Raw genomic sequence first — 23,944 nt, 5'->3', positions numbered from 1 at the left:
GACGCGCCCTTGCGCGTCGTCCCCGGGGTCACCCTTGGATATCGACGCGCCCATGGCTGCGCTTGAGACCCGAATCACCCCGGTGCAGCGCAAGATTTGCGATAACGCAGGGTATCGGTCATCTCGGGAGCGCCGCGGCCGGGAGTCCGGGCGCGGCGTCCGGTGTCAGTAGATTTCCGGCACGATCATGTTGCCCGGCACGGGATGCCGCACGTAATCGGCATGACGCTCCCGCTCCGGCAGGAGGACGCTCTGCTGTTGCGGCTCCACGTACGGCATCTGCTGCAACAAGTGATGAATGCAGTTCAGGCGCGCGCGCTTCTTGTCGACCGCCTGCACCACCCACCACGGCGCCTCGTCGATGTGCGTGCGCTCGAGCATCACTTCCTTGGCGCGCGTGTACTCTTCCCAGCGACGGCGTGACTCCAGATCCATCGGGCTCAGCTTCCACTGCTTGAGCGGATCGTGGATCCGGCTCAGGAAGCGCAGATGCTGCTCGTCGTCCGTGATCGAGAACCAGTACTTGATGACCTGGATACCAGAGCGCACGAGCATGCGCTCGAACTCAGGCACCGAGCGGAAGAACTCCTCATACTGCTCGTCGGTGCAGAAACCCATCACGCGCTCGACGCCCGCGCGGTTGTACCAGCTACGGTCGAACAGCACCATTTCGCCGGCAGCCGGCAGATGCGACACGTAACGCTGGAAGTACCACTGCGTGCGCTCGCGATCGTTCGGCGCCGGCAGCGCGGCCACGCGGCAGACACGCGGATTGAGGCGTTGCGTGATCCGCTTGATCACACCACCCTTGCCCGCCGCATCGCGCCCTTCGAAGAGGATGACGACCTTGTGGCCGGTTTCGACCACCCAGCTCTGCAGCTTGACCAGTTCGCCCTGCAGGCGGAACAGTTCGCGGAAATAGCGATGGCGTTCGGCGCGCTCGACATCGTCGCCGTTGAGGTTGCTGTTGTCCCCCGGGCCACCAATATCGCCATCCAGCACACGCTGGATCAGTCCCGGGTCACGATCTTCGAGCTCGAGTTCGAGCTCTTCGTCATAGTAATCCGCCACTTCCTGGTGGATGCGGCGGATCAGCGCCTCGTCGTTGTAATCCATGGCTTTCCTCCATCACGTACGCCGGACTGACGTACGGCTGTGCGCCGGAAATCGTACGCTTTCAGTGTGGCACTTGCATGAATCGACTGCCAGCCTACTCGGCCTGCTTGCGGAATGCCCAGCGCCCGGCCAGCACCGTGAAGCTGGCCACCAGCACCACAAGCACCCAGAAGCCGTGCGGATGATCCGCCAGAGGAATCCCGCCCACGTTCATGCCGAAGAAGCCGGCCACGATGTTGATCGGCAGCGCCAGCACGGTAACCAGCGTCAGCGTGAACAGCGTGCGGTTGGTCTGTTCGTTGAGCTTGGCGGCGATCTCTTCCTGCAGCAGCTTGATCCGCTCCACCAGCGCGGCAAGGTCGTTCAGCACCAGCGAGAACTCTTCGGTCGACTCGCGCAACTCGCGTAAATCCCCTTCGAGCAGCCACGCCGGCGGACGGTTCAGCAGACGGAACAACGCGCCGGGCTCCGGCGCCAGCAGGCGCTGCAGTCGCACCAGACCACGACGCATCGCGCCCAGGTCCGCGCGGTTCGAGTGCAGCCGCTGGGACAGCAACTGGTCCTCGATCTGGTCGACATTGATACCGGTCTCGCGCACGATCTGCACGAGCACGTCGGCCTGATCGCGCAGCAGGTGCACCACCAGATCCAGCGGCGAGCGGAATGGCTCGCCCCTGCGCACCGCGGCGCGCAGGCGGTCCACCGAACGCAGCGGCCGTGCGCGGGCCGTCACCAGCAGCCGGTGATCGGCATGGGCCCACAGCGTGGAAATGTCGGTGGAGACGACGCCGAAGTTGTAGATCACATCGTTGACCACGGCCAGCAACGCATCGTCCTGACGCTCGATACGTGTCGAATGCGAGCCCTGCCGCAGCGCTTCGAAGAAGTCTTCTGGCAGGCCGAGCTGGCCTTTCATCCAGCGCTCGCAGGCGCTGTGGGACAGGTTGAAGTGAAGCCAGAGAAACGGCTGGTCGTGGCGTGCCGTGGTCGGCGCGGCATTGCCGTGCTGATGCAGCCAGGCCGCCGCGCCTGTCGAGTCGATCTCCCGCAAGGGCTGCCCCGGCTCGAACAAGAAACCGCTGACCAGACCGACCGGATCTGACCCGTAGCCCGACTCGACAATGCCCGATTGCATGAAGACTCCCGTGGATCGAAATAACTGTGTGACGCGCGACGTTAGCATGGCGCCGTGACGTCCCCGAACTACCTGGCCTTTCCGGCCGCCAGCTTCTTGTAGAACGCCGCGCGGCTGAGCCCGATGCGGGCGGCGGCCTCGGCTACACGGCCTCCGCAGGCGTCCAGCGCCTGATGCAGGAAGGCCGCTTCGAACTGCGCCATGGCGTCGGCATAGGATTGCGCGGGCACCGCGGTCTGAACGCCGGGGACGTGGGCGATGGCCACGTCTGCTGCCACCTCCGGCGGCACGGGTGTCTCCGGAATCACTGTCGTCGGATGGGGTGCGGATTCTGGTGCCGATTGAGGGCCCGCATGGATGGCGGACGGCACGCGCCCCAGCCCAAGCAGCGGCGCCAGTGTCGCGGCGTCGATCGCATCCTCGTCGCACAGCATCACCACACGCTCCAGCACATTGCGCAGTTCGCGTACGTTGCCCGGCCAGCCGTACTCGCCGAGGAGCTTCAATGCGTCCGCGCCCAGCCCCATCGGCTGCCGGGCAGCCTTGATGCAGAGTTCCTCGATCATTGCGTAGGCCATCGGCACCAGATCGCCCAGTCGCTCCCGCAGCGGCGGCAGTTCGATGGTCAGCACGTTGAGCCGGTAGTAGAGGTCCGGGCGGAACCTGCCTGCCGCCACCAGCCCCGGCAGGTCGGCGGACGTGGCGGCAATGATGCGCACATCGGATCGCACGATCCGGTTGGAGCCAAGCGGTTCGAATTCGCGATCCTGGAGCGCGCGCAGCAACTTGCTCTGCAGCGCGAGCGGCATGTCGCCGATTTCATCGAGAAACAGCGTGCCGCCATCGGCCAGCTCGAACTTGCCAACGCGGCCCTTGCGGTCGACACCGGTATAGGCGCCCGGCGCGGCGCCAAAGAACTCCACTTCGAGCAACGTGTCGGGAATCGCCGAGACATTGACGGTCACGAGCGGCTTTTCGGCACGCGCCGAGCCAGCGTGAATGCCGTGCGCCAGCAGTTCCTTGCCGGTGCCGGTCTCGCCGAGCAGCAGCACCGGCGATTCCACCTGGGCCGCCCGGCGCGCCTGACGCTTGACCTCCTGCGCCGCCCGGCTGGTGCCAACGAAGCTCGCGAACGTGTACTTGGCGCGGCGCGCCTGATCCAGCGATCGCCGCGCGGCAGCCAGTTCGGCCTGCACCCGCGCGTAGTGGGCATAGATCGGCGTGAGAGCCTTGAGCTCGTCGAACAATGCGAAGCCCACACCGCCGATGGTCCGACCCTCGTCGTCCTTGATCGGCAGGCGCGTGACGATCATCGGCTCGCGCCCTGTCTCCAGGATGTCCAACAGGATCGGCTTGCCGGTTGTTACGACCTCGCGCATCAGGCTGTGCGGAATCACCTGCTCGCAATCGAGCCCGATCGCATCCTGCGGATTGCTGAAGCCAAAACGCGCCGCGTAGCGCTTGTTGATCCACACCACGCGCGCCTGGTCGTCCACGACGAAAGTCCCCTCGCTAAAATTCTCGAAGGTGCGGAAAAGCGACTCCATGGCCCGCCGTGCGACATCGTCGTAGTCGAGCAGCAGCGCGCCGCCCGGTTCGGCGATCTTGTGCATGTTCCCGTTTTCGATTCTCGATTTGGAGACGCGAAGTGTCTCATATCAGAGACTCAAAGGTCTCCCGGGAGAACCCGACATCTCCATCGGGAGACATTTTCCATCAAACCGTCATATATATGACGTATAGATAACTTATCTGCTGGGCATGGAACGTGCTGAACAAGCGGCCCCCAAAAGTTGCCCCTTGCGCCACATCCAGGGGGTATCCAATAACAAGTCTTCGGAGACCTCATGTCTTTCGTCATCGTGCTCGCCGCCCTGGCGTTCCTGATGTTCGCCGCCTATCGCGGCTACAGCGTCATCCTGTTCGCACCGATCGCCGCGCTAGGCGCAGTGCTGCTGACCGACCCGTCAGCCGTCGCTCCCGTATTTACCGGCATCTTCATGGAGAAGATGGTCGGCTTCGTGAAGCTCTACTTCCCGGTGTTCATGCTGGGCGCCGTGTTCGGCAAGGTCATCGAGCTTTCTGGCTTCTCCGAGTCGATCGTCGCCGCGGCGATCCGCTATATCGGCCGCTCGCGCGCCAATGCCGTGATCGTGGCGGTCTGCGCGCTGCTGACCTACGGCGGCGTGTCGCTGTTCGTGGTGGTGTTCGCGGTCTACCCGTTCGCCGCCGAACTCTATCGCCAGAGCAATATCCCGAAGCGCCTGATGCCGGGCGCCATCGCACTGGGCGCGTTCTCGTTCACGATGGATTCGCTGCCGGGCACGCCGCAGATCCAGAACATCATCCCGACCACGTTCTTCAAGACCACGTCGTGGGCCGCACCCGTGCTGGGCGTGGCGGGCTCGCTGTTCATCATCATCGTTGGCCTGTCGTACCTTGAGTGGCGCCGTCGCGTGGCCGCCGCCAATGGCGAGGGCTACGGCACCAACCTGCTGAACGAACCGCAACGTGTGGAAGGCGGCAAGCTGCCGCCGCCGCTGCTGGCCATCCTGCCGCTGATCGTGGTGGGTGTGTCCAACTTCTGGCTCACGCGCATGATTCCGCTCTGGTATGGCGAGGCCAACAGCGTGTCGCTGCCCGGCCTGGCCAAGCCGGTGGAAACCAAGATCGCCAGCGTGACCGCAATCTGGGCCGTGGAAGCCGCGCTGCTGCTCGGCATCGTAGTGGTGCTCGTGACGGCATTCGGCGCGGTGCGTTCGCGCTTTGCCGAAGGTACCAAGAGCGCCGTGTCGGGCGCGCTGCTGGCCTCGATGAACACCGCATCGGAATACGGCTTCGGCGGCGTGATCGCCGCGCTGCCTGGCTTCCTGGTGGTGAGCGATGCGCTGCGCAGCATTCCCAATCCGCTGGTCAATGCGGCGGTGTCGGTCAGCACGCTGGCGGGTATCACGGGGTCGGCGTCGGGCGGCATGAGCATCGCGCTGGCCGCCATGTCGGACGTCTTCATCCAGGGCGCGCACGCCGCCCAGATTCCGCTGGAAGTCCTGCACCGCGTGGTGTCGATGGCCAGCGGCGGCATGGACACGCTGCCGCATAACGGCGCGGTGATCACACTGCTGGCGGTCACCGGCCTGACGCATCGCCAGTCGTATCGCGACATCTTCGCGATCACGATGATCAAGACGATGGCGGTGTTCTTCGTCATCTTCGTGTTCTACGCCACCGGTCTGGTCTAAGGAGCGGCAATGGTCAATCTGCAAGGCAAGACCGCGCTGGTCACCGGCTCCACCAGCGGCATCGGACTGGGTATCGCCGAAGCGTTGGGCCGCGCTGGCGCGAACATCGTGCTGAACGGCTTCGGCGATGTCGACGCGGCGCTCGCCACAATCGCGGCAACTGGCGCGCAATCGGCCCATCACCCGGCGGACATGCGCAAGCCCGATGAGATCGAAGCGATGATCGCCATGGCACGGGAACGCTTTGGCACCGTGGACGTGCTGGTCAACAACGCTGGTATCCAGCATGTGGCGCAGGTGGAGGACTTTCCCGCGCAGAAGTGGGACGACATCCTGGCCATCAACCTGACGTCGAGCTTCCACACGACGCGGCACGTGATTCCCGCGATGCGGGCCCGTAACTGGGGTCGTATCGTCAATATCGCGTCGGTGCACGGGCTTGTCGGCTCGGCCGGCAAGTCCGCCTACGTGGCAGCCAAGCATGGTCTCGTCGGGCTGACCAAGGTCACCGCGCTGGAAACGGCCGGTACCGGCATCACCTGCAACGCGATCTGTCCCGGCTTCGTGCTGACGCCGCTGGTAGCGGCGCAAATCGATGCGATCGCGAAGCGAGACGGTATTTCGATGGAAGCGGCCCGGGCACGGCTGCTGTCGGACAAGCAGCCCTCGGGGCAGTTCGTCACGCCGGAGCAGTTGGGCAATCTGGTGCTGATGCTCTGTTCGCCGTTCGGCGATCAGGTGCGCGGCGCGGCCTGGGCCATGGACGGCGGCTGGACCGCGCAATAGCTGTAGCAGTCGCGACACCGCGCGCCACGCCGCATCCGGCATGGCGCGCGGCAGATTGGCGGCGTCTTACAACCCGCCTACCCCAGGGAATGTGATCACGCTTCGCGCCACGCTTCCCGACTGCATGGCGATGAACCCCTCATTGATATCCTCCAGCGAGATCCGCTGCGAAATCAGATCGTCGAGCAGCAGCTTGCCCTGCATGTACAACTCGACCAGTCGAGGGATATCCAGACTCAGGCGGTTCGAACCCATGAACGAGCCCTGGATGCGCTTCTCTTTCAGGAAGTCGAGTGCGGGCAGTTCGATCCTCGCATCCGGACGGAACAGGCCGATCACCGTCGCCGTGCCACCGGGGGCCAGCATCGCGTAGCACTGCTCGGCGGTCTGCTTCAAGCCGATGCATTCGAAAGCGAATTCGGCACCGCCGCCGGTCAGTTGCATCACCTGCGCGACCGGATCCCCATCGCCCGCATTGACAACGTCGGTCGCCCCGAACTTGCGAGCCAGTTCCAGCTTGGCAGGCAGCATGTCCACGGCGATCACACGCGACGCGCCGGCAATCACCGCGCCGTTGATCACGGACAGCCCGACACCGCCGCAGCCGACCACCACCACGGTGCTGCCCGGCGGCACCTTCGCGCTATGGAAGACCGCGCCAGTGCCGGTGATGACCGCGCAGCCGAGCAGCGCCGCGCGATCGAGCGGCATATCGTCGCGAATCTTCACCAGCGCGTTCTCGTGCACGAGGATCTCTTCGGCGAAACCGGAGAGATTGAACACCTGGCTGAGCGGATTCCCCGCCAGGCGCAGACGGTTGGCCTTGCCGGGCGGAAGCTTCACCTCCGGGTTCTGGCACAGCACCTGATGGCCCGACGCGCATACCGAGCAGTGGCCGCAATAGACCGACAGGCAGCCCACCACATGATCGCCCGCCTTCAGTCCGGATACCTGCGTGCCAACGGCCTCCACCACGCCCGACACCTCGTGCCCAAGCACGGCGGGCAGTGGTAGCGGATAGGTGCCCTGCATCATGTGAAGATCACTATGGCACAACCCCACGGCCGCCGTTCGCACCCGCACCTCGCGCGGACCCGGTTCGGCAATGGCAACGTCATGGATCACGAGCGGCGCGCCTGCTTTTTCCATCACTGCGGCTTTCATCTTCTGTGTCTCCTTGGTTGAATCAACTTGCTTCACGGAGCCGGGACGTGCGGCGGCCCGGCCAGATAGCGTTGCAGCATCGCGGCAAGGCGAGGCTCGAGCGCCGCGTCCTCCATGCCGATGCCATGCGGCACTTCCAGCGCGATGCTCGTAAGGGTACTGACCACCAACCGGATCGCCATCCGGATCTCATCCTCGGCCCAGTCGCGCCCTTCCGCGCTCAGATGGCCGGACAGGCAGGGCACCATGACATCGAGAATGCGCTGGTTGGCATCGCGAATAGGCCCCCATAACGGTCCACCACTGGCGGCATGTCGCAGGTAGGCTGCGAACACACCGGCATATGAGCGAAAGGTGGCAACGTAGAACGCGATGATGCGTGCGCAGATGGCATCAGCCGGTCCGTCATGCCAGACCGGATCTTGCGCCATTTGCGCATCGAGCCCGGCCCGGAGTTCTGTCAGCATATCCTCGAGCACCAGCGCACAAAAGGTCTCCTTGTCGCGAAAGCGCGTGTAGAACGCGCCCACCGACGTGGAGGCCGCCTGGGTCAGTTCGGCCAGCGAGAAGCCGGTCAGGCTGCCGGATGCGTTGATCAACCCTCGCCCCGCCGCAAGCATGGCTCGCAGGGAGGCCTCGCTGCGCTCCTGGCGCGGCGCGCGCAAACCTTCCACGGTCTGCATCGGAATGGTCGGATTCATACGTCGTAGGTGATGATCAATGGACGATCGTGACGCGGACGAGCCTGGCACGCCAGTATCCAACCAGCGGCGAGTTCGTCAGGGCTGAACACGTCGTTGTGCGCATGGGCGACTTCGCCATCGAGGCATTTTGCGGCGCACGATCCGCAGTAGCCTTCCTCGCACGCGTATGGCACATCGAGCCCGGCCTCCAGCATGGCCTGCAGCAGCGACTGGCCGCCCTCCACCCGCACCGTATGCTGTTCGCCCTTCATCGTCACGCGCGCATCGCATGAGGTCATCGCTGCCGTGGCGGTAACCGCGGCGCTGGCGACCACGGGCGCGGCGTCGAAACGCTCCAGGTGCACACGCCCACCCGCCACGCCGGCTTCGCCCGCGGCCTGCTGAATCATGGCCATGAACGGCGCGGGACCGCAAAGATAAAGGTGGAAGTCCGCATTGCGCCGCAGCATTTGTCCGAGGGTCTGCGCGTCGGGGATGCCGTGCTCGTCATCGTAGTGCCACCGGACAGTGAGCCGTTCCGGATGATCCGCCACCAGCCTGGCGATGGCCTGCCCAAAGATGACGCTCGCGGCATCACGATTCGCATAGAAGAGCGTGATGTGGCGCGCGGTGGTGGCTAGTGCGGAGCGAATCATCGACAGGACTGGCGTGATGCCACTACCCGCCGCGCAGAACACCAGCGGCGCCGCGCCATCGTCACACACGAAGCGCCCGGTGGGCTCGCTCACGTCCAGCACGCTGCCGGGGCCCACGTTCGCGTGGAACCAGTTGGACACCCTGCCTTGCGCGACCCGCTTTACCGTCACCACCGGTAGCCCAAGGGACTCCGGCGCACTGGACAGCGAGTAGCTGCGCATCAGGGTTTCCCCGCCGACGTCCACCCGGAAGGTCAAATGCTGCCCCGCACGATATCGAAACGCGCCGCGCAGCGGCTCGGGTATCGCAAGCGCGAACGAACGTGCGTCTTCGGTCTCCGCAACCACATCGGCAACGGTCAGGCGATGGAACTGCATCCGCGTCTCCTCGTTCTGCGGAACCTGTATCGGGTCCTTGCATTAATCAGAAACAGAATTATTCTTCTGTTTATAGTCGGAAGCCCCCGCAAGAACAAGGCCGATCTTCCCGGCTCCGGCGCAGCAGGTCACGATGATCGGCCAAACCCCAAGGCAAGCCAAAGGAGACGTCATGACATCGATGCACCGTTACACCCTGCCTGTGGACCAGACCGGCTGGTCCGTCGGCAGCCAGGTAGCGACAGAGTTCAACTGGGAATACGACAATGGGTCGTCCAAGCTGCTGCAGCTCTACGAGACGAGCAAGAAACAGCAGTGGAACGCGAGCGACCGGATCGACTGGTCCCAGGAACTGGACCCGGAGAACCCGCAGGAACTCGATGACCGCATGATCCCGATCTACGGCACCAAGCTGTGGGACAAACTGGGCCATAACGACCGCATCGAGGTACGCCGCCACCAGCAGGCACATTCGCTGTCGCAGTTCCTGCATGGCGAACAGGGCGCATTGATGGTCTCCGCGCGCATCGTGCAGATGGTGCCTGGCATGGATGCCAAGTTCTACGCAGCCACGCAGACGATGGACGAAGCCCGCCACGTCGAGGCCTATTCGCGTCTGCTGCACGAGAAGGTCGGCCTGCTCTACCCCATCACGCCCGGCCTGAAGTCGCTGCTGGAAACCACGCTGACCGATTCGCGCTGGGACTTCTGCTACCTCGGGATGCAGGTGCTGGTGGAAGGGCTGGCGCTCGCCGCCTTCCAGCGCATTCGCGACTTCGCGAAGAACCCGCTGGCCGCTTCGATCAATGCCTACGTGATGCAGGACGAGTCGCGCCACGTCGCCTTCGGCCGCACCGCGCTGCGCGGCTACTATCCACAACTGACGGAGGCCGAACAACGCGAACGCGAGGACTTCGTGATCGAAGCCTGCCAGTTGATGCGCGAGCGCTTCGACCAGAAAGAAGTCTGGGGCCGGCTGGGCCTGCCCGAGGACGAATGCGCGCAGGCGGTACGCGATTCGGAAACCATGCGGCTGTTCCGCCAGCGCCTGTTCAGCCGGATCGTGCCGACGGTCAAGGACATCGGCCTGTGGAGCCAGCGCGTGCAGGACGCGTTTGCCGCCATGGGAGCGATCGAGTTCGCCAACGTCGACGTCGAGGCCCAGTTCGCCAACGATCACAAGGTGGCCGAGGAATTCGACGCGCGCCGCCATGTGATGGACACCATCAAGCAGGCCAGCGACAGCGCGCACTGAGTCCGTGCAAGTGAAAAAACCCGGCAAGTATTTGCCGGGTTTTTTTTCGTGCCAGAGATTCGCCGGCAAGCCGGCCTCTGCTCGTTAGCCTTGCAGCCGTCGCAGCGAGCGCTCGGGATGCTGACCCAGCCAGCTCATCACGAATCCCGTCAGCATCACCGCGCCGCCCAGTGCAAAGCCAAGTTCGTATCCATGGGCAAGGTCACCCGGATGCGCCTGCACGAACCATCCCATCGTGATCGGCGCGATGGCGCCCGCACAGGTGGAAATCGCGACATTGAGCGCGACGATGGCGCTGCGCTGCGCGTCGGGCGTAATCTCGGCCAGGATCGCCGGGCCGAACGAGAACACCATGTTCGGCAGCGTGGCGGCAGCGGTGAGCAATACCAGCCGATAAGGCGTCGGCATCGGCACGAACGCAGGCACCAGCAGGCCCAGCCCGCCCACGCCGACGCAAACGGCGCCGAACAGCACGCGGGCCACACGCGTGGATGCGCCACGCTGCAACATGCGCTGCGAGAGCCAGCTCAGCGTCATGCTGATGGGGATGCCCGCGGCAACCTGCAGGGCGAACACTTTGCCCGCGCTGATGCGATCGAAGCCGAGCGCCTGCTCCAGATATGAAGGAATCCAGGTCAGCACCAGCGCAAGGCTCCAGTACGCTGTGAAGCCGACGAAACAGGCAGACAGGATCGTGGGGTCGGTCAGCAGCTTGCGGTAAGGCACACGTCGCGGCAAGGTATCAGCGCGCGGGGCCCCGTCATCGGCGGCGGCCGAGCTCAGCGTGCCCTCGCGGCCGAAACAAAGCCAGCCCAGCCCCCACACCGCCGACGCAATCGCCAGCATGATGAAGTTGGTGCGCCATCCCCAGTTGTGCGAAACATAGGGCACAAGCAGGCCCGCCAGCAGCAGCCCAATGACCGCGCCCTGGTTGATCAGCGTCACCGGCAGATTGCGCTTGTCATGCGGGAACCACTTGAACAAGGCATGTGCCGAAACCGGAAAGCTCGGTCCCTCGCCAGCGCCCAGCGCCACCCGCGAGGCCAGCAGCACCCATGACTTCGTCGCGAAGGCGACCGGAAGCTGGACCACCGACCAGATGAACGCCATGCACAGCAGGATCCATCGCGAAGCCACCCGGTTGCCGATAAAGCCGACCACGACCGCTGACAGCGAGAACAGCCAGAAGAAGCTGCCGGCGATCACGCCGAAGCTCGTGGGCGTCAGATGAAAATCCTCCATGATCGGCACGGCCAACATGCCCAGCACGACCTTGTCGAGGAAGTTGATGGCGGAGAAGGCAGTCAGCCAGATGGCGATGGTCCATGCCTTGCGTGGCTGGTAGACATTGGACGGGCCGCTTTCCTCAGCCTCTTGCGGCAACACATTGCCTCGTGACGATGTCAACGCTTCTGCCATATTCGTGGTCTCCTTGCGTGCTCGCGCGCGCACCGGGGGCGCGCCGGAAGGCATGTGCCATCCGACCGGATTACGAACGGTAGTGCTATTTTTCGGTTCAGACAGCAGAGGGCAAATACTGATAGGGTTTCGCTCGAGAAACGCCTAACGCGAGACGCGCGATGACCGGAGGCTAGCGCTTGCTGCGGCGAGGCGTCGCGGAGGCGACAGGCGCGACTGCCTCAGGCAATCCGAGATAGCGGACCATCATGCGATCCAGGTGGAGCGCCAGAGCATCGTCATCGAGATGCAGCGGCCCCGGATCGTTGAGCAGGATGTTGGCGAGCGTGCCCACCATGAACTGCAGCGCGGCGCGGACTTCGAACTCCGCTGTGTCCTTGGGCCGATCGCCCAACTGCGCCGCGAGCGACGGCACGACCAGCCCGTAGATCCGCCGGTTGGCATCGCGCATCGGGTTGTCGCGCGCGTCACGCGCCGAGTAGTGCCGCAGGAATCCCCTGAACAAACCACGATTCAGCCGAAACTGGCTGACGTAGCTGCCGATGATGCGCTGGACGATTGCCTGCGCGGGGCCCGTCTGCCAGACAGGCTCCTCGTCGATCGAGCGTTGCATGACGTCCTCCGCCTCGCGCAACGCCACTTCGAGCACATAGCCGAGAAAGGCCTCCTTGTCCTTGAAACGCCCATAGAACGCGCCAATCGACGTGCCCGCCCTGGCAACGGTCTCGTTCAACGAAATGTCGTCGAGATTGCCGCGCTCCTCGGCCAGTGCGCGGCAGGCCGCCACCATCTTCTCCAGGCTCTTTTCGCTACGCGACTGCAACGGAGGACGTACCACCTCGTCGGCGCCTCGCTTGGCCGACCTGGCGCGGGATGCGGTAGCGGACCGGGTCGTGGGCTTGGTAGGCGTGGGCATGGCAGTGGGTGAAGACCGTTCGGGAACAGAGTGGATTATGCGGCAATTCACCCTGTACCAAACACGACGAACTGGCCTCCGTTCATCACCCTCGCCCCAAAGAAACAAGGCCCTCGCTAAGGAGGGCCTTGTTACTCAGCTTCGACTTGCCGAATTCGCTCAGGCGAAGTTCTTCGACGCGAAGTCCCAGCTCACGACGTTCCAGAATGCCTCGACGTACTTCGGACGAGCATTGCGGTAGTCGATGTAGTAGGCGTGTTCCCACACGTCGCAGGTCAGCAGCGGCTTGGCGTCGGTGGTCAGCGGGGTGGCGGCGTTGGAGGTCGACACCAGGTCCAGCGAGCCGTCGGCCTTCTTGACCAGCCAGGCCCAGCCCGAACCGAACGTGCCCACTGCCACCTTCGTGAATTCTTCCTTGAACTTGTCGAACGAACCCCACTTGGCGTTGATCGCGTCAGCCAGGGCGCCGGTCGGCTGGCCACCGCCGTTCGGCTTCATCGATTCCCAGTAGAACGTGTGGTTCCACACTTGGGCGGCGTTGTTGAAGATGCCGCCGGACGACTTCTTGACGATCTCTTCCAGCGATGCGCTCTCGAACTCGGTGCCCTTGATCAGGTTGTTCAGGTTCGTGACGTAGGTCTGGTGATGCTTGTCATGATGGAACTCCAGGGTCTCCTTGGAGATATGCGGAGCGAGGGCATCATGCGCGTACGGGAGAGAAGGGAGCTTGTGTTCCATTGTTCTGTCTCTGCGGTTTGTGGTGGGGAGAACTGCCGATTGTAGGTGACTTGCCAGACCCGCGCAAACGACGTCGGAAAGCCCCCTGCCCTCATGTTAGTTTCCCCGGCACAGGGCCGGGGGAGGTTGTCAGAAGCTCGCCAGCTTGGCCTGCACACCGGCGATTTCGATGTCGGCAACCCCGTCCGCCAGATGTGCTTCGACAATGCTGCCTGCACGCAACTCGACCGGCGACCGCAGGGCGCGGCCACGATTGTCAAGCAACACCGCATAGCCACGCTCAAGCGTTCGTTGGGGCGCCAGCAGTTCCAGCGCGCCCGACGCACGCGCCAAGCGTGCCGTCTCGCGCTCATGCCGCCGTGCGGCCGCAGCTGCCATGCGTGCCGCCAGGCGGCCCAGCTCCGCCTGCGCCGCACCAATGTCGGGCTTGCAGGCACGCCAGCGCATTGCCAGCACGTCCACGCGGTGGCGCTGTACGGCCACCGTATCGCGCAGTGCCGAGCGCATGTGCCGGGCCAGATTGTCGACCTGGGCGCGACGCTCCTGCAACTGCGCCTGCGGGCTGCGCAACCTGCGTCCGAGCCATTCCAGATGCTGCGCGCGACGCTCGAGTTGCCGGTCCATTGCCTGCGCCAGCGCATCACGGGCACGGCGCGTGGCCTGAAGCAGATGCGCGCGGTCGGGGCTCACCAGTTCCGCCGCGCCGGTTGGCGTCGGCGCGCGCACGTCGGCCACGAAATCGGCAATCGTGAAATCGGTTTCGTGACCGACACCGGAGACCACGGGCACGGCACACCGCGCGATGGCATGCGCCACCACTTCCTCATTGAACGACCAGAGGTCTTCGATGCTGCCGCCGCCCCGGCAGAGGATCAGCACGTCGCATTCGCGCCTCGCGCTGGCGGTGTCGAGCATCGCGGCGATTTTTTCCGCAGCGCCCGCCCCCTGGACTGGCACCGGATAGACGATCACCGGCACATGCGGGGCGCGGCGTTGCAACGTGGTCAACACGTCGCGCATCGCAGCGGCCTGCAGCGAGGTCACCACGCCGATCACACGCGGATGATCCGGAATGGGGCGTTTCCGCTCAGTATCGAACAGACCTGCCTGCGCCAGTTTTTCCTTGAGCCGCAAGAACGCCTCGTAGAGATTCCCGAGCCCGGCACGACGCATGGCTTCGACGCCGAGTTGCAGTTCACCACGCGCCTCATACATCGACACCAGCGCGCGCACCTCGACAGCCTCCCCTTCGCGTGGCGAAAAGTCGACATGCTGATTACGCCCGCGAAACATCACACAACGAATCTGCGCGCGTGCGTCCTTGAGCGAGAAATACCAATGCCCACTGGCCGCCCGCGTGAAATTCGAGATCTCTCCCCGGACCCAGGCGAGTGGAAAGCTGCGTTCGAGCACGCCGGCGATGGCGTGATTCAGTTCACTGACCTGGATCACATCACGGGTGCGCGTGGGCGGCTGAGACGGCATCGCGCGCGGAAAGTTCTCGTTGTCTGGCATGGTTCGCAGCCGCGCACGCGGCCTGGGATGGACATGTCCACAGCATACCGGCAATGTCAAGGGGCACCTCCCCCTTCACGCGCGCCTGGCCGCAATCCGCATGTTCTGGTGCAAGCCTTTGATTCTTATGATTTTTTGGACGGCGCAAAAAACAGGCAATGTAAGAGAAAACCTTACGCGTCAACGACTTACCGAAAGGCCCCTTGGCTTGTTCACAAAGTTATCCACAGAAGCTTTGGATAAATGATTTGTCAAGCGTCAATCCTGTGGATAATCGCGGCGATAGCGTCACGACTCAAGCTGCAGCAATGTCGGCCCCGCGAAATGTCCTCACCACGTCACGAGGGGCCGTGGCACCGCAAATGCCTATTTTTTGGGCAGCCAGTAGCAGGGCCAATCGAATCAACGGTTTACGTTGCTTCTCCCGTGCTTATCCACAATGCGTCCACAGTACTGTCCTGAACAGATGTGGAAAGTGACGGGGTTACCGGATCGACTGCCGGACCGGAGTCACACCTAAACTGCACATTTTTTAGGCAGACCTCGCTTCCCCCTTTCCGATCAAGGACTTAGCACGCTTTTCCGATAACTTTCCACAACCGATCCACAATCCTGTCCCGCGTCTGTGTGGAAAGTCGTCGCCACGCCCATCCAATGCGGTCGGAAGCGGTCGGAACAGGTGCTGGCAACCGTTGCGCCGAAGCCTGCACAAAAAACAGGCAGACCACACGCCTTCCTTTGCGATCAATGGGTTAGCGTGCTTTTCCGCGTGCTTTCCACAATCGGTCCACAGTCCTGTCCCGCACAAATGTGGAAAGTCGCCGGCGTGCGGCGATGCGCACGGCAGACACCGCGTACTTGCGCGGCTTGCCCCGCGCCAAGTCGCGGGGTAGAGTGGCGCCTGCAATTTTTCGAGCATTGCCGCTGCGCGGGGCGCGTCCCGGCGCATCAAAGGCTGCCACGCATCAATCGTTCTGATTTCGGGTCTGTCGTTGGTTTGTAGAATTCGGGGGTCCACGTGTTTTCCATCATTCAAGCGGCCGGCTGGCCGATCTGGCCGTTGCTGCTCGCGTCGGTCATCGCACTGGCGCTGATCGTCGAGCGGTTCATTTCCCTGAAGCGCAGCAAGATCCTGCCGCCCAAGCTGTACGAGGAGGCGCTCTCCGCCGCCCAGCAGCGCAGGGCGACGCCCGAGGTTGTGAACAACCTTGAGCAGAACTCGCCGCTTGGCCGCGTGCTGGCCGCCGGCCTGCGCCACGTGGTGCTGCAACCGCAGACGTCGCGCGACGCCGCCAAGGACGTGGTCGAGGAAGCCGGCCGCGTGGTCGCGCACGAACTCGAGCGCTACCTGAACGCATTGGGCACGATCGCCTCGGTGGCCCCGCTGATGGGCCTGCTCGGCACGGTCATCGGCATGATCGAGATCTTCGGCAACCAGGGCGGCACCGGTGCCAATCCGGAGCAGCTCGCGCACGGGATCTCGGTGGCGCTGTACAACACCGCGTTCGGCCTGATCGTCGCCATCCCGGCGCTGATTTTCTGGCGCTATTTCCGCCGCCGCGTGGACGACTACGTGGCCGAGCTGGAATTCCGCGCGACCTCGTTCCTCGACGCCATCCTGCCCCAGCGGCGGGTGTAACACCGCGGGAGCGCGCCATGCATTTCCGTTCCCGTCAGCGACGCGAGGAGCCGGAGATCAACCTGATCCCGCTCATCGACGTGTTGCTCGTGATCCTCATCTTCCTGATGATCACGACCACGTATTCGCGCTTCACCGAACTTCAGATTCAGTTGCCGACGGCCGATGCCGAGCGGGCGCAGCAGCGCCCGACCGAGATCGTCGTGTCCGTTTCGGCGCGCGGGATCTATTCCGTCAACAAGCAGGTGCTGGAGCAGACGGATGTCACCAGCCTCGCCGACCAGTTGCGTAGCGCAGCCGGTCCGGCCAGCAACGGGCAACCGCCAGTGGTCATCGTCAACGCCGATGCCCAGGCCACTCACCAGGCCGTGATCAATGTGATGGAGGCCGCGCGCCTTGCAGGTTTGTCGCGGCTGACGTTCGCCACCCAGAGCAGTCAGAAGCGATAAGGCGCTGGACGCCCGCAGTCCCGGCGCGGCGAACGGCAGGCTTGCGACAAGCGTCGGGCAATGCCCATAATGTCTGCATTCGCCCGGCGCCACCCTAGCGGTGGCGCCGCCCGCTCCCGTCCCCGATCTTCATGGCCGCTCCCCAACACACCCTCGCCGACTTCGTCACCGACCAGTGGCAGCGCCGTAGCTGGTTTACCTGGCTCATGTGGCCGCTGTCGCTGCTGTTCGGCCTGATCGCGCGCATTCGCCGGTACGGCTATCAACAGGGATGGTTCAAGTCGACCCGTCTGCCGATGCCGGTCATCGTGGTTGGCAACGTGACCGTGGGCGGCACCGGCAAGACCCCGGCCGTGATCGCGCTGGCCCATGCGCTGGCGGAAGCCGGCCTGCGCCCGGGCGTGGTTTCGCGTGGCTACGGCGTGAAGCTGAACCACCCGCGCCGCGTCAAGCCGACCTCGAAGGCCGCCGACGTCGGCGACGAGCCGCTGCTGATCGCACGCGCCGCGGACGTCCCGGTGTGGGTCTTCCCGGACCGCGCCCTGTGCGCGCAGGCCATGCTCGTCTCGCATCCCGGCGTCAACGTACTACTGCTCGATGATGGCCTGCAGCACTACAAGCTCCAGCGGGACTTCGAGATCGTAATGTTCGACACGCGCATGGGCGGCAACGGCATGATGCTGCCGGCCGGCCCGCTACGCGAACCGCTGACCCGGCCACGCGACGCCACGCTGATCAACGATCCGAATTTCCGCGCCACGCCAGACAAACCCGACGTCTACGGCATGCGCCTGGAGCTCGACGAAGCCTGGCAACTCAACGATCCGACGATGTCGTGCGACGTGTCCAAGTTCGCGGACAAGCGGGTGCTGGCGGCAGCCGGCATCGGCCACCCGGAACGCTTCTTCGCCAGCCTGCGTCAGGCGGGGCTATCCCCCGCCACGCTGCCGCTGCCGGACCATTACGATTTCGTGCAGGACCCGTTCGCGGACAATCCTGCCGCGCTCGAAGCCGACGTGATCCTGATCACCGAGAAGGATGCCGTAAAATGCGAGCGCTTCGACGACCCGCGTATCTGGGTCGTCCCCACCACGCCCGTGATCGACGCGGGCCTGATCGATAAAATCCGCCGCGTCGTGCAGGCGCGCAACCCGGCCATCGCCACACCCGTCACCGTGGGGCAATCCACCGCCACCGGGATGGCCGACGGTCTCGACAAGGAACACCAAGATGGACAACCGGCTGCTTGAAATCCTCGTTTGCCCGCTGTGCAAGGGCAAACTGGAATACGATCGCGCCGCCCAGGAACTGATCTGCCACGCCGACAAGCTGGCCTACCCGATCCGTGATGGCATTCCGGTCATGCTGGCGGACGAAGCGCGCCAGACCGTGCCGGGCCGTGTGGTACCGGTGGAACCCTCGGCGCCGGCCGGCAATTGATGGGCAAAGGTCGCACGATGAGCATCCCGACCTTTACCGTTGTCATCCCTGCCCGCCTCGCCTCCACGCGGCTGCCAAACAAGCCGCTGGCCGACATCGGCGGCCATCCGATGATCGTGCGCGTGGCTGAACGCGCCCACGCGTCGTCGGCCCAGCGCACCGTGGTGGCAACGGACTCCCAGGAAGTTGCGCAGGCCTGCGCCGCGCATGGCGTCGAAGCCGTGCTCACGCGTGCCGACCATCAGTCCGGCACCGACCGGCTGTCGGAAGTGGCGGCACAGCTCGGGCTGGCCGATGACGCGATCGTCGTCAACGTACAGGGCGACGAGCCGCTGATCGAGCCGACGCTGATCGACGAAGTCGCGCTGCATCTGGCGGCTCACACTGACTGCGCGATCGCCACGGCAGCGCATCCGCTGGACGACGTGGCCGAAGTATTCAACCCGAACGTGGTGAAAGTGGTCTGCGACAACGCGGGCCGCGCGCTCTATTTCTCGCGCGCGCCGATTCCGTGGGCACGCGATGCCTGGTCTGCCGTGCCGGCCCAGCCCGCGGCCACCGCGCAAGTCCCGCTGCCGGCCATGCCGGTGCTGCGTCACATCGGCATCTATGCCTATCGCGCGGGCTTCCTGCGCCGCTTCCCGACGTTGGCGGTCGCGCCGGTCGAACAGACCGAAGCGCTCGAGCAACTGCGTGCCATGTGGCATGGCGAGCGGATCGGCGTCATGGTGACGGCGGCTGCACCGGCGCCGGGCGTGGACACACCGGCGGACCTGGAACGCGTGCGTGCGCTATGGGTGCAGGGCATGGCTCAGGAAGGGCCGTGACAACATTCGCCCGCTGAAGTTCACACTGCTGCAACTTCGGCGGGGGCCGAATCCGTACGGCCCATGGCATAATGCTTGCCGAAACAGAGTCCGTGAGGCGCGTTCGCCGCTCTTCACAAAGACTCGGTGGGGAGATAGAGATCGAGCCCGACCGGATGCGCGCGTGCCCGCTGGCACCTGCTGCGCGCCCGGCGCGTCGAGCATGACCTGACTCCGGCACATGGCTCGACTCGCACAGTCTGGCCTGACCGCGTAAGTCCTGCGTCAAGTTGCGGCGGTACCCTCCTTCCATCCCTCCCGCCAGACCGAATTCAAATACCTTGAGGACCCGTAAATGCGTTTGATCCTGTTGGGCGCACCTGGCGCCGGCAAAGGCACGCAAGCCAAGTTCATCTGCGAGAAGTTCGGCATTCCGCAAATCTCCACGGGCGACATGCTGCGCGCCGCGGTGAAGGCGGGCACGCCGCTGGGCATCGAAGCCAAGAAGGTGATGGACGCGGGCGGACTGGTGTCGGATGACATCATTATCGGCCTGGTGAAAGACCGTCTTAAGCAGCCTGATTGCGAAAAGGGCTACCTGTTCGATGGTTTCCCGCGCACGATTCCGCAGGCCGAGGCAATGAAGGAAGCCGGCGTGGCGATCGACTACGTGCTGGAAATCGACGTGCCGTTCGACGCCATCATCGAGCGCATGAGCGGCCGCCGCGTGCATGTGGCGTCGGGCCGGACATACCACGTCAAGTTCAACCCGCCGAAGGCCGACATGGTCGACGACGAAACGGGCGAAGCACTGATCCAGCGCGACGACGACAAGGAAGAGACGGTGCGCAAGCGCCTGGACGTGTACTCGCAGCAAACCCGTCCGCTGGTCGACTACTACTCGAACTGGGCCGCCAACGGCGATGCCTCGGCGAAGGTATCGCCGCCGAAGTACCGCAAGATCGCGGGTCTTGGCGAAGTCGACAAGATCACGGCAAGCGTGTTCGACGCGCTGAAGTAAGTCGCGAAGCGCTTTCAGCATCAAGAAGAAGCGGCCCTGGGCAACCGGGCCGCTTTTTTATTTGCCGATCGGTTCGCGCGGTTCGTACAATAGCCTCCAATTGACGTTAACGTAAACGGCATTCACAACGAGGAGACAGGCGCATGGACATTCAGGGCAACGTATTCATTGTCACGGGCGGCGCATCCGGGCTCGGCGCGGGCACGGCGCGCATGCTGGCGGCTGCGGGCGGCAAGGTCGTGATTGCCGACCTCAACGAAGCCGCGGGCACGGCGCTGGCCACGGAGCTCGGCGGGCAGTTCGTCAAATGCGACGTGGCGTCGGAGGCCGACGGTCAGGCGGCCGTGGATGCCGCGCGGAAGCTTGGCCGGCTCTCCGGGCTGGTCAACTGCGCGGGTATCGCCGTGGCCGCCAAGACGGTCGGCAAGAACGGACCGCATCCGCTCGATGCGTTCGAGAAGACCATCCGCGTCAACCTGATCGGCACCTTCAACATGATTCGCCTCGCCGCCGCGGAGATGGTCCAGAACACTCCCGATGCCGAAGGCGAACGCGGCGTGATCATCAATACGGCCTCGGTGGCCGCGTTCGATGGCCAGATCGGCCAGGCTGCGTATGCGGCATCGAAGGGCGGCGTGGTGGGCATGACGCTGGCCATCGCGCGCGATCTTTCCCGCGACGGCGTGCGCTGCCTGACCATCGCCCCGGGGTTGTTCGAAACACCGATGCTGCTCGGGATGCCGCCAGAGGTGCAAGAGGCGCTCGGCAAGATGGTGCCGTTCCCGCCGCGCCTGGGCCGCCCCGCGGAGTACGCCAAGCTGGTCCAGTCGATCATCGGCAATACGATGTTGAATGGCGAAGTGATCCGCCTGGATGGTGCAATCCGCATGCAGCCGAAGTAAGCCCGCGCGTCGCGCGATGCAGGGCGACTCGCGGCGAATCGCGCCGAATCAGGGTGTTTCCGGCAGCAGCATCACCAGCATCATCCCCGGTGCAGCCGGGGGTACCAGCGTGAGTTGCTCGAAGTAGACCAGGCCGCGCATCGGGTGATGAAACCCGCGCCGGCCGCCTTGGCGCTCGTCGACGTCCTGCGAACGCCAGGCCGCCGCGAACGCGGGGCTGTCTTCCATGAGCCGCTCGATCAGTGCGCGTGTCGGCGGATCTTCGGCATGACGCAAGCTGTGGACACGAAACTCGGCCACGAGCCGTGCGGCGCGGTGCGGCCAATCCTCCACCAACGCCTGCAACGCCGTCGGCAGGAACATCGCTCGCAGCAGGTTCCGCTCTCCGGACGCAGCATCGAGCCAGCCGACGAACAGGTCGGCGGCCGCTGCATTCCATGCCCGGGCGGTCCATTGGCGATCCAGCAGATAGGCAGGCCCCGAGATTGCCTGAACGCTCGCAAGCAGTGCGACGGGCACGGCGGGCTCGGCATCCTGGCGCGGTTCGGGCTTGCCAGCCAGCGCGAACAGATAGGCGCGTTCAGCGCGAGACAGTCGCAGGGCCTCGGCCAGACTGCCCAGCGCGCGCACGGACATCGCCACCGGTCTCCCCTGCTCCAGCCACGTGATCCATGTGGCACTCAATCCCGAAAGCTGCGCAACTTCCTCGCGCCGCAATCCCGGTGTGCGGCGCCTGCGGCCCGGCGGCAGGCCGACGTCGCTTGGCGTCAGCCGCTCTCGGTGGGTGCGCAGAAATGCGCCGAGTTCGGCCTCGCGACTGACTTGAGTGGGTTCGATAGACATGGCTGGTGGTGCTTATACCAGGATAAATCTGTGACTTGTACCGGGAAAAGACCGCATCTACAGTACGTGAACCCCCGGGCCCGGGCAATCCCCATCGCCAATCCGACAAGAATCGAGGCACCCCATGCAACAACAGGAACTCGTCGCCGCCCAGTTCGGCGCCACCGCCAATGCCTACCTGACCAGTGCTGTCCATGCTCAAGGCGCCGATCTCGAACAACTCAAGCAAGCGCTGGCTTACCTGAAGCCCGTGGCGCATAGCCGCGTGCTCGACCTGGGCTGCGGCGCAGGCCACGCGAGCTTTGCTGCTGCAACGGTTGCCAACGAAGTGGTGGCTTACGACCTGTCGGCGGAAATGCTCGAAGTCGTGGCAGGTGCGGCACGCGATCGCGGCCTGGGCAACGTCAAGACGCAGCAGGGTGCCGCCGAGCAACTGCCGTTCGACGACGCCAGCTTCTGCGCCGTGGTCTCACGCATGAGTGCCCACCACTGGCGCGACGTCCCCGCCGCGCTGCGTGAAATCCAGCGCGTGCTGAAGCCGAACGGCAAGGTAGTGCTGATCGACATCGTCGGCGCCGAGGACCCGCTTTGCGATACATGGCTGCAATCCGTGGAATTGCTGCGCGACCCATCGCACATCCGCGACTACACGCCGACCGTGTGGACGCAAATGTTCGAGGCAGCCGGATTCCAGGTAGAGGTGTCGCCGGTCTGGCGCATCGACATCGAATTCACCAGCTGGGTGGCCCGGATGCGCACGCCAGAAGTTGCGGCAGCCGCGATCCGCCACCTGTGGGAAAAGGCGCCAGCCGAAGTTTGTGATCGCTATCGCGTGCAGCCCGACGGCAGCTTTGCGCTGGAAGCGGCAATGTTGGCCGCCTCTCCCCGCGCGTAACAGCCCTCCCCTCAGCCCTCCCCTCGCCCGTCGCAGTCAGCCGGTCGCGGTTTCGGCCGGGATCGGCATGGTCTGGACCATGTTCCAGACCGCAGCCGCCGCCGGTGACAGCGACCGGTCCTCGCGACGGACCATGACGATGCTGCGTTCCTCGCGCGGCGTCAGCGGCTTCGAGACCAGCGGGGACGCCTCGGGCAACGGCAACGAGAAGGACGGCAGGACCGACGCGCCGATCCCCGCCTCCACCATGCCGAATACGCTGGCGGAGTGCCCGAGTTCCTGCACCACCTGCGGCACCGCGCCATGACGAGCGAAGATCCGGTCGATCAACGGCCGGCTGCCGGAGGCAAAATCGAGCAGCACCAGGCGCTCGCCGTGCAACGCGGTCCAGGGCACCGAATCCGCCTCGGCCAGTGGATGGTCGCGCCGACATACGAAACAGAACGGATCGGTGGCGAGCGGCGCGATAGTCAGCCCCTCGCGCGCCATCGGATCGATCAACACCCCGAAATCGACCGCGCCGGCGCGGATCTGCTCGAGGCCGTCGGCCTGGACGTTGTCGCGCACGAACAACCGGATATCGGGATACTGGCTCGCGCAGGCCGCCACATACATCGGCATTAGTCGCGCCGAGATCGTCGGCGCACTGGCTATCACAACCCGGCCGCGATAGCGTTCGCCGGACTGCCGTGTCTCTTCCAGGGTGTCGTCAAGCTGGCCCAGCAGCCGCTCCAGCGCTGGTACCAGTGCCGTTCCAGCCTCCGTCAGCACGACTTCCCGAGTCGTACGATCCAGCAGACGTACGCCAAGTGCCTCTTCAAGCTCGGCAACACCCCGACTGACCGCCGGCTGCGTCAGCCCGACGGCATCCGCTGCCCGGCTGAAACTGCCATGCCCCGCCACCGCCAGAAAGACCCGCAACTGCCGCAGTGTGTAATTCATGCAACGT

23 protein-coding genes are annotated in these 23,944 nt (G+C 64.6%); 11 read left to right on the top strand and 12 right to left on the bottom strand.

Features of this window, described 5'->3' with window-relative positions; genetic code table 11:
- Positions 1 to 165 precede the first annotated feature (165 nt).
- The 3 genes from ppk2 to WD006_RS02110 form a co-directional block, all read right to left on the bottom strand.
- Positions 166 to 1,116: a polyphosphate kinase 2 gene (gene ppk2 / locus WD006_RS02120; protein WP_011515412.1), complete on the bottom strand. Its 951-nt coding sequence runs from the start codon at positions 1,114 to 1,116 to the stop codon at positions 166 to 168.
- Positions 1,117 to 1,210: 94 nt separating this feature from the next.
- Entirely contained in the window at positions 1,211 to 2,251 is a 1,041-nt protein-coding gene (locus WD006_RS02115; protein WP_029308396.1) for a transporter, read from the bottom strand.
- Between the two features lie 68 nt (positions 2,252 to 2,319).
- The gene (locus WD006_RS02110) at positions 2,320 to 3,864 is read right to left on the bottom strand and encodes a sigma-54 interaction domain-containing protein (RefSeq protein ID WP_011515410.1); all 1,545 of its coding nucleotides are present in this window, start codon (positions 3,862 to 3,864) and stop codon (positions 2,320 to 2,322) included.
- Positions 3,865 to 4,098: 234 nt separating this feature from the next.
- Between WD006_RS02110 and WD006_RS02105 the strand changes: the two genes are divergently transcribed.
- Both WD006_RS02105 and WD006_RS02100 read left to right on the top strand, forming a co-directional pair.
- Positions 4,099 to 5,490, top strand: coding sequence for a GntP family permease (locus WD006_RS02105; RefSeq protein ID WP_011515409.1), 1,392 nt, complete (start codon positions 4,099 to 4,101; stop codon positions 5,488 to 5,490).
- Between the two features lie 9 nt (positions 5,491 to 5,499).
- A complete protein-coding gene (locus tag WD006_RS02100; RefSeq protein WP_011515408.1) occupies positions 5,500 to 6,276 on the top strand; it encodes a 3-hydroxybutyrate dehydrogenase in 777 nt (258 codons plus the stop codon).
- 66 nt (positions 6,277 to 6,342) lie between these two features.
- On the opposite strand, the gene WD006_RS02095 is transcribed toward WD006_RS02100, so the two are convergent.
- The 3 genes from WD006_RS02095 to WD006_RS02085 are packed head-to-tail and all read right to left on the bottom strand — an operon-like array spanning position 6,343 to position 9,157.
- The gene (locus tag WD006_RS02095) at positions 6,343 to 7,440 is read right to left on the bottom strand and encodes a Zn-dependent alcohol dehydrogenase (protein ID WP_011515407.1); all 1,098 of its coding nucleotides are present in this window, start codon (positions 7,438 to 7,440) and stop codon (positions 6,343 to 6,345) included.
- A 32-nt stretch (positions 7,441 to 7,472) separates the two neighbouring features.
- Positions 7,473 to 8,141, bottom strand: a complete 669-nt coding sequence (locus WD006_RS02090; RefSeq protein ID WP_011515406.1) for a TetR/AcrR family transcriptional regulator — start codon at positions 8,139 to 8,141, stop codon at positions 7,473 to 7,475.
- Positions 8,138 to 9,157 carry a ferredoxin--NADP reductase gene (locus WD006_RS02085; RefSeq protein WP_011515405.1) on the bottom strand — a complete coding sequence of 340 codons (1,020 nt, stop codon included), beginning with the start codon at positions 9,155 to 9,157 and terminating at the stop codon, positions 8,138 to 8,140. Before WD006_RS02085 ends, WD006_RS02090 begins: the two co-directional genes overlap by 4 nt.
- 172 nt (positions 9,158 to 9,329) lie before the next feature.
- Between WD006_RS02085 and WD006_RS02080 the strand changes: the two genes are divergently transcribed.
- Positions 9,330 to 10,412 (top strand): ferritin-like domain-containing protein, encoded by a 1,083-nt coding sequence (locus WD006_RS02080; protein ID WP_011515404.1) that lies wholly within the window; start codon positions 9,330 to 9,332, stop codon positions 10,410 to 10,412.
- 84 nt (positions 10,413 to 10,496) lie between these two features.
- On the opposite strand, the gene WD006_RS02075 is transcribed toward WD006_RS02080, so the two are convergent.
- From WD006_RS02075 to xseA, 4 genes are all read right to left on the bottom strand, one after another.
- Positions 10,497 to 11,831 carry an MFS transporter gene (locus WD006_RS02075; RefSeq protein WP_011515403.1) on the bottom strand — a complete coding sequence of 445 codons (1,335 nt, stop codon included), beginning with the start codon at positions 11,829 to 11,831 and terminating at the stop codon, positions 10,497 to 10,499.
- A gap of 172 nt (positions 11,832 to 12,003) precedes the next feature.
- Entirely contained in the window at positions 12,004 to 12,747 is a 744-nt protein-coding gene (locus tag WD006_RS02070; protein WP_029308397.1) for a TetR/AcrR family transcriptional regulator, read from the bottom strand.
- Positions 12,748 to 12,906: 159 nt separating this feature from the next.
- Positions 12,907 to 13,485: a superoxide dismutase [Fe] gene (sodB, locus tag WD006_RS02065; protein ID WP_008640957.1), complete on the bottom strand. Its 579-nt coding sequence runs from the start codon at positions 13,483 to 13,485 to the stop codon at positions 12,907 to 12,909.
- A 129-nt stretch (positions 13,486 to 13,614) separates the two neighbouring features.
- Positions 13,615 to 15,000, bottom strand: a complete 1,386-nt coding sequence (gene xseA, locus WD006_RS02060; protein WP_049799652.1) for an exodeoxyribonuclease VII large subunit — start codon at positions 14,998 to 15,000, stop codon at positions 13,615 to 13,617.
- A gap of 1,018 nt (positions 15,001 to 16,018) precedes the next feature.
- On the opposite strand from xseA, the gene WD006_RS02055 reads away from it, so the two are divergent.
- The 7 genes from WD006_RS02055 to WD006_RS02025 all read left to right on the top strand — a co-directional run bounded on the left by WD006_RS02055 (position 16,019) and on the right by WD006_RS02025 (position 21,257).
- The gene (locus WD006_RS02055; RefSeq protein WP_011515398.1) at positions 16,019 to 16,639 is read left to right on the top strand and encodes a MotA/TolQ/ExbB proton channel family protein; all 621 of its coding nucleotides are present in this window, start codon (positions 16,019 to 16,021) and stop codon (positions 16,637 to 16,639) included.
- Positions 16,640 to 16,656: 17 nt separating this feature from the next.
- Complete coding sequence (locus tag WD006_RS02050) at positions 16,657 to 17,088, top strand: ExbD/TolR family protein (protein WP_011515397.1); 432 nt, start codon at positions 16,657 to 16,659, stop codon at positions 17,086 to 17,088.
- A 131-nt stretch (positions 17,089 to 17,219) separates the two neighbouring features.
- Positions 17,220 to 18,338, top strand: coding sequence for a tetraacyldisaccharide 4'-kinase (lpxK, locus tag WD006_RS02045; RefSeq protein ID WP_029308399.1), 1,119 nt, complete (start codon positions 17,220 to 17,222; stop codon positions 18,336 to 18,338).
- On the top strand, positions 18,319 to 18,528 hold the full coding sequence (locus tag WD006_RS02040) for a Trm112 family protein (protein ID WP_008644998.1): 210 nt from the start codon (positions 18,319 to 18,321) through the stop codon (positions 18,526 to 18,528). The genes lpxK and WD006_RS02040 overlap by 20 nt, the downstream gene beginning before the upstream one ends.
- Positions 18,529 to 18,545: 17 nt before the next feature.
- Positions 18,546 to 19,355 (top strand): 3-deoxy-manno-octulosonate cytidylyltransferase, encoded by an 810-nt coding sequence (gene kdsB / locus WD006_RS02035; RefSeq protein ID WP_011515395.1) that lies wholly within the window; start codon positions 18,546 to 18,548, stop codon positions 19,353 to 19,355.
- Positions 19,356 to 19,689: 334 nt separating this feature from the next.
- Complete coding sequence (adk, locus tag WD006_RS02030) at positions 19,690 to 20,355, top strand: adenylate kinase (RefSeq protein WP_011515394.1); 666 nt, start codon at positions 19,690 to 19,692, stop codon at positions 20,353 to 20,355.
- A gap of 143 nt (positions 20,356 to 20,498) precedes the next feature.
- Positions 20,499 to 21,257 (top strand): 3-hydroxyacyl-CoA dehydrogenase, encoded by a 759-nt coding sequence (locus WD006_RS02025; RefSeq protein ID WP_011515393.1) that lies wholly within the window; start codon positions 20,499 to 20,501, stop codon positions 21,255 to 21,257.
- 48 nt (positions 21,258 to 21,305) lie between these two features.
- Here the strand turns inward: WD006_RS02025 and WD006_RS02020 are convergent, their stop codons facing one another.
- The gene (locus WD006_RS02020) at positions 21,306 to 22,100 is read right to left on the bottom strand and encodes a helix-turn-helix transcriptional regulator (protein WP_011515392.1); all 795 of its coding nucleotides are present in this window, start codon (positions 22,098 to 22,100) and stop codon (positions 21,306 to 21,308) included.
- A 124-nt stretch (positions 22,101 to 22,224) separates the two neighbouring features.
- On the opposite strand from WD006_RS02020, the gene WD006_RS02015 reads away from it, so the two are divergent.
- Positions 22,225 to 22,995: a class I SAM-dependent methyltransferase gene (locus WD006_RS02015; RefSeq protein ID WP_029308400.1), complete on the top strand. Its 771-nt coding sequence runs from the start codon at positions 22,225 to 22,227 to the stop codon at positions 22,993 to 22,995.
- Positions 22,996 to 23,031: 36 nt separating this feature from the next.
- On the opposite strand, the gene WD006_RS02010 is transcribed toward WD006_RS02015, so the two are convergent.
- Positions 23,032 to 23,937: a LysR family transcriptional regulator gene (locus WD006_RS02010; RefSeq protein ID WP_011515390.1), complete on the bottom strand. Its 906-nt coding sequence runs from the start codon at positions 23,935 to 23,937 to the stop codon at positions 23,032 to 23,034.
- Between the last annotated feature and the right edge of the window lie 7 nt (positions 23,938 to 23,944).

Origin of the sequence: Cupriavidus sp. Met-2, assembly GCF_049843575.1 — a bacterium.
Lineage (GTDB): Bacteria > Pseudomonadota > Gammaproteobacteria > Burkholderiales > Burkholderiaceae > Cupriavidus > Cupriavidus metallidurans.
This window is presented reverse-complemented; position numbering and strand designations above follow the sequence as displayed.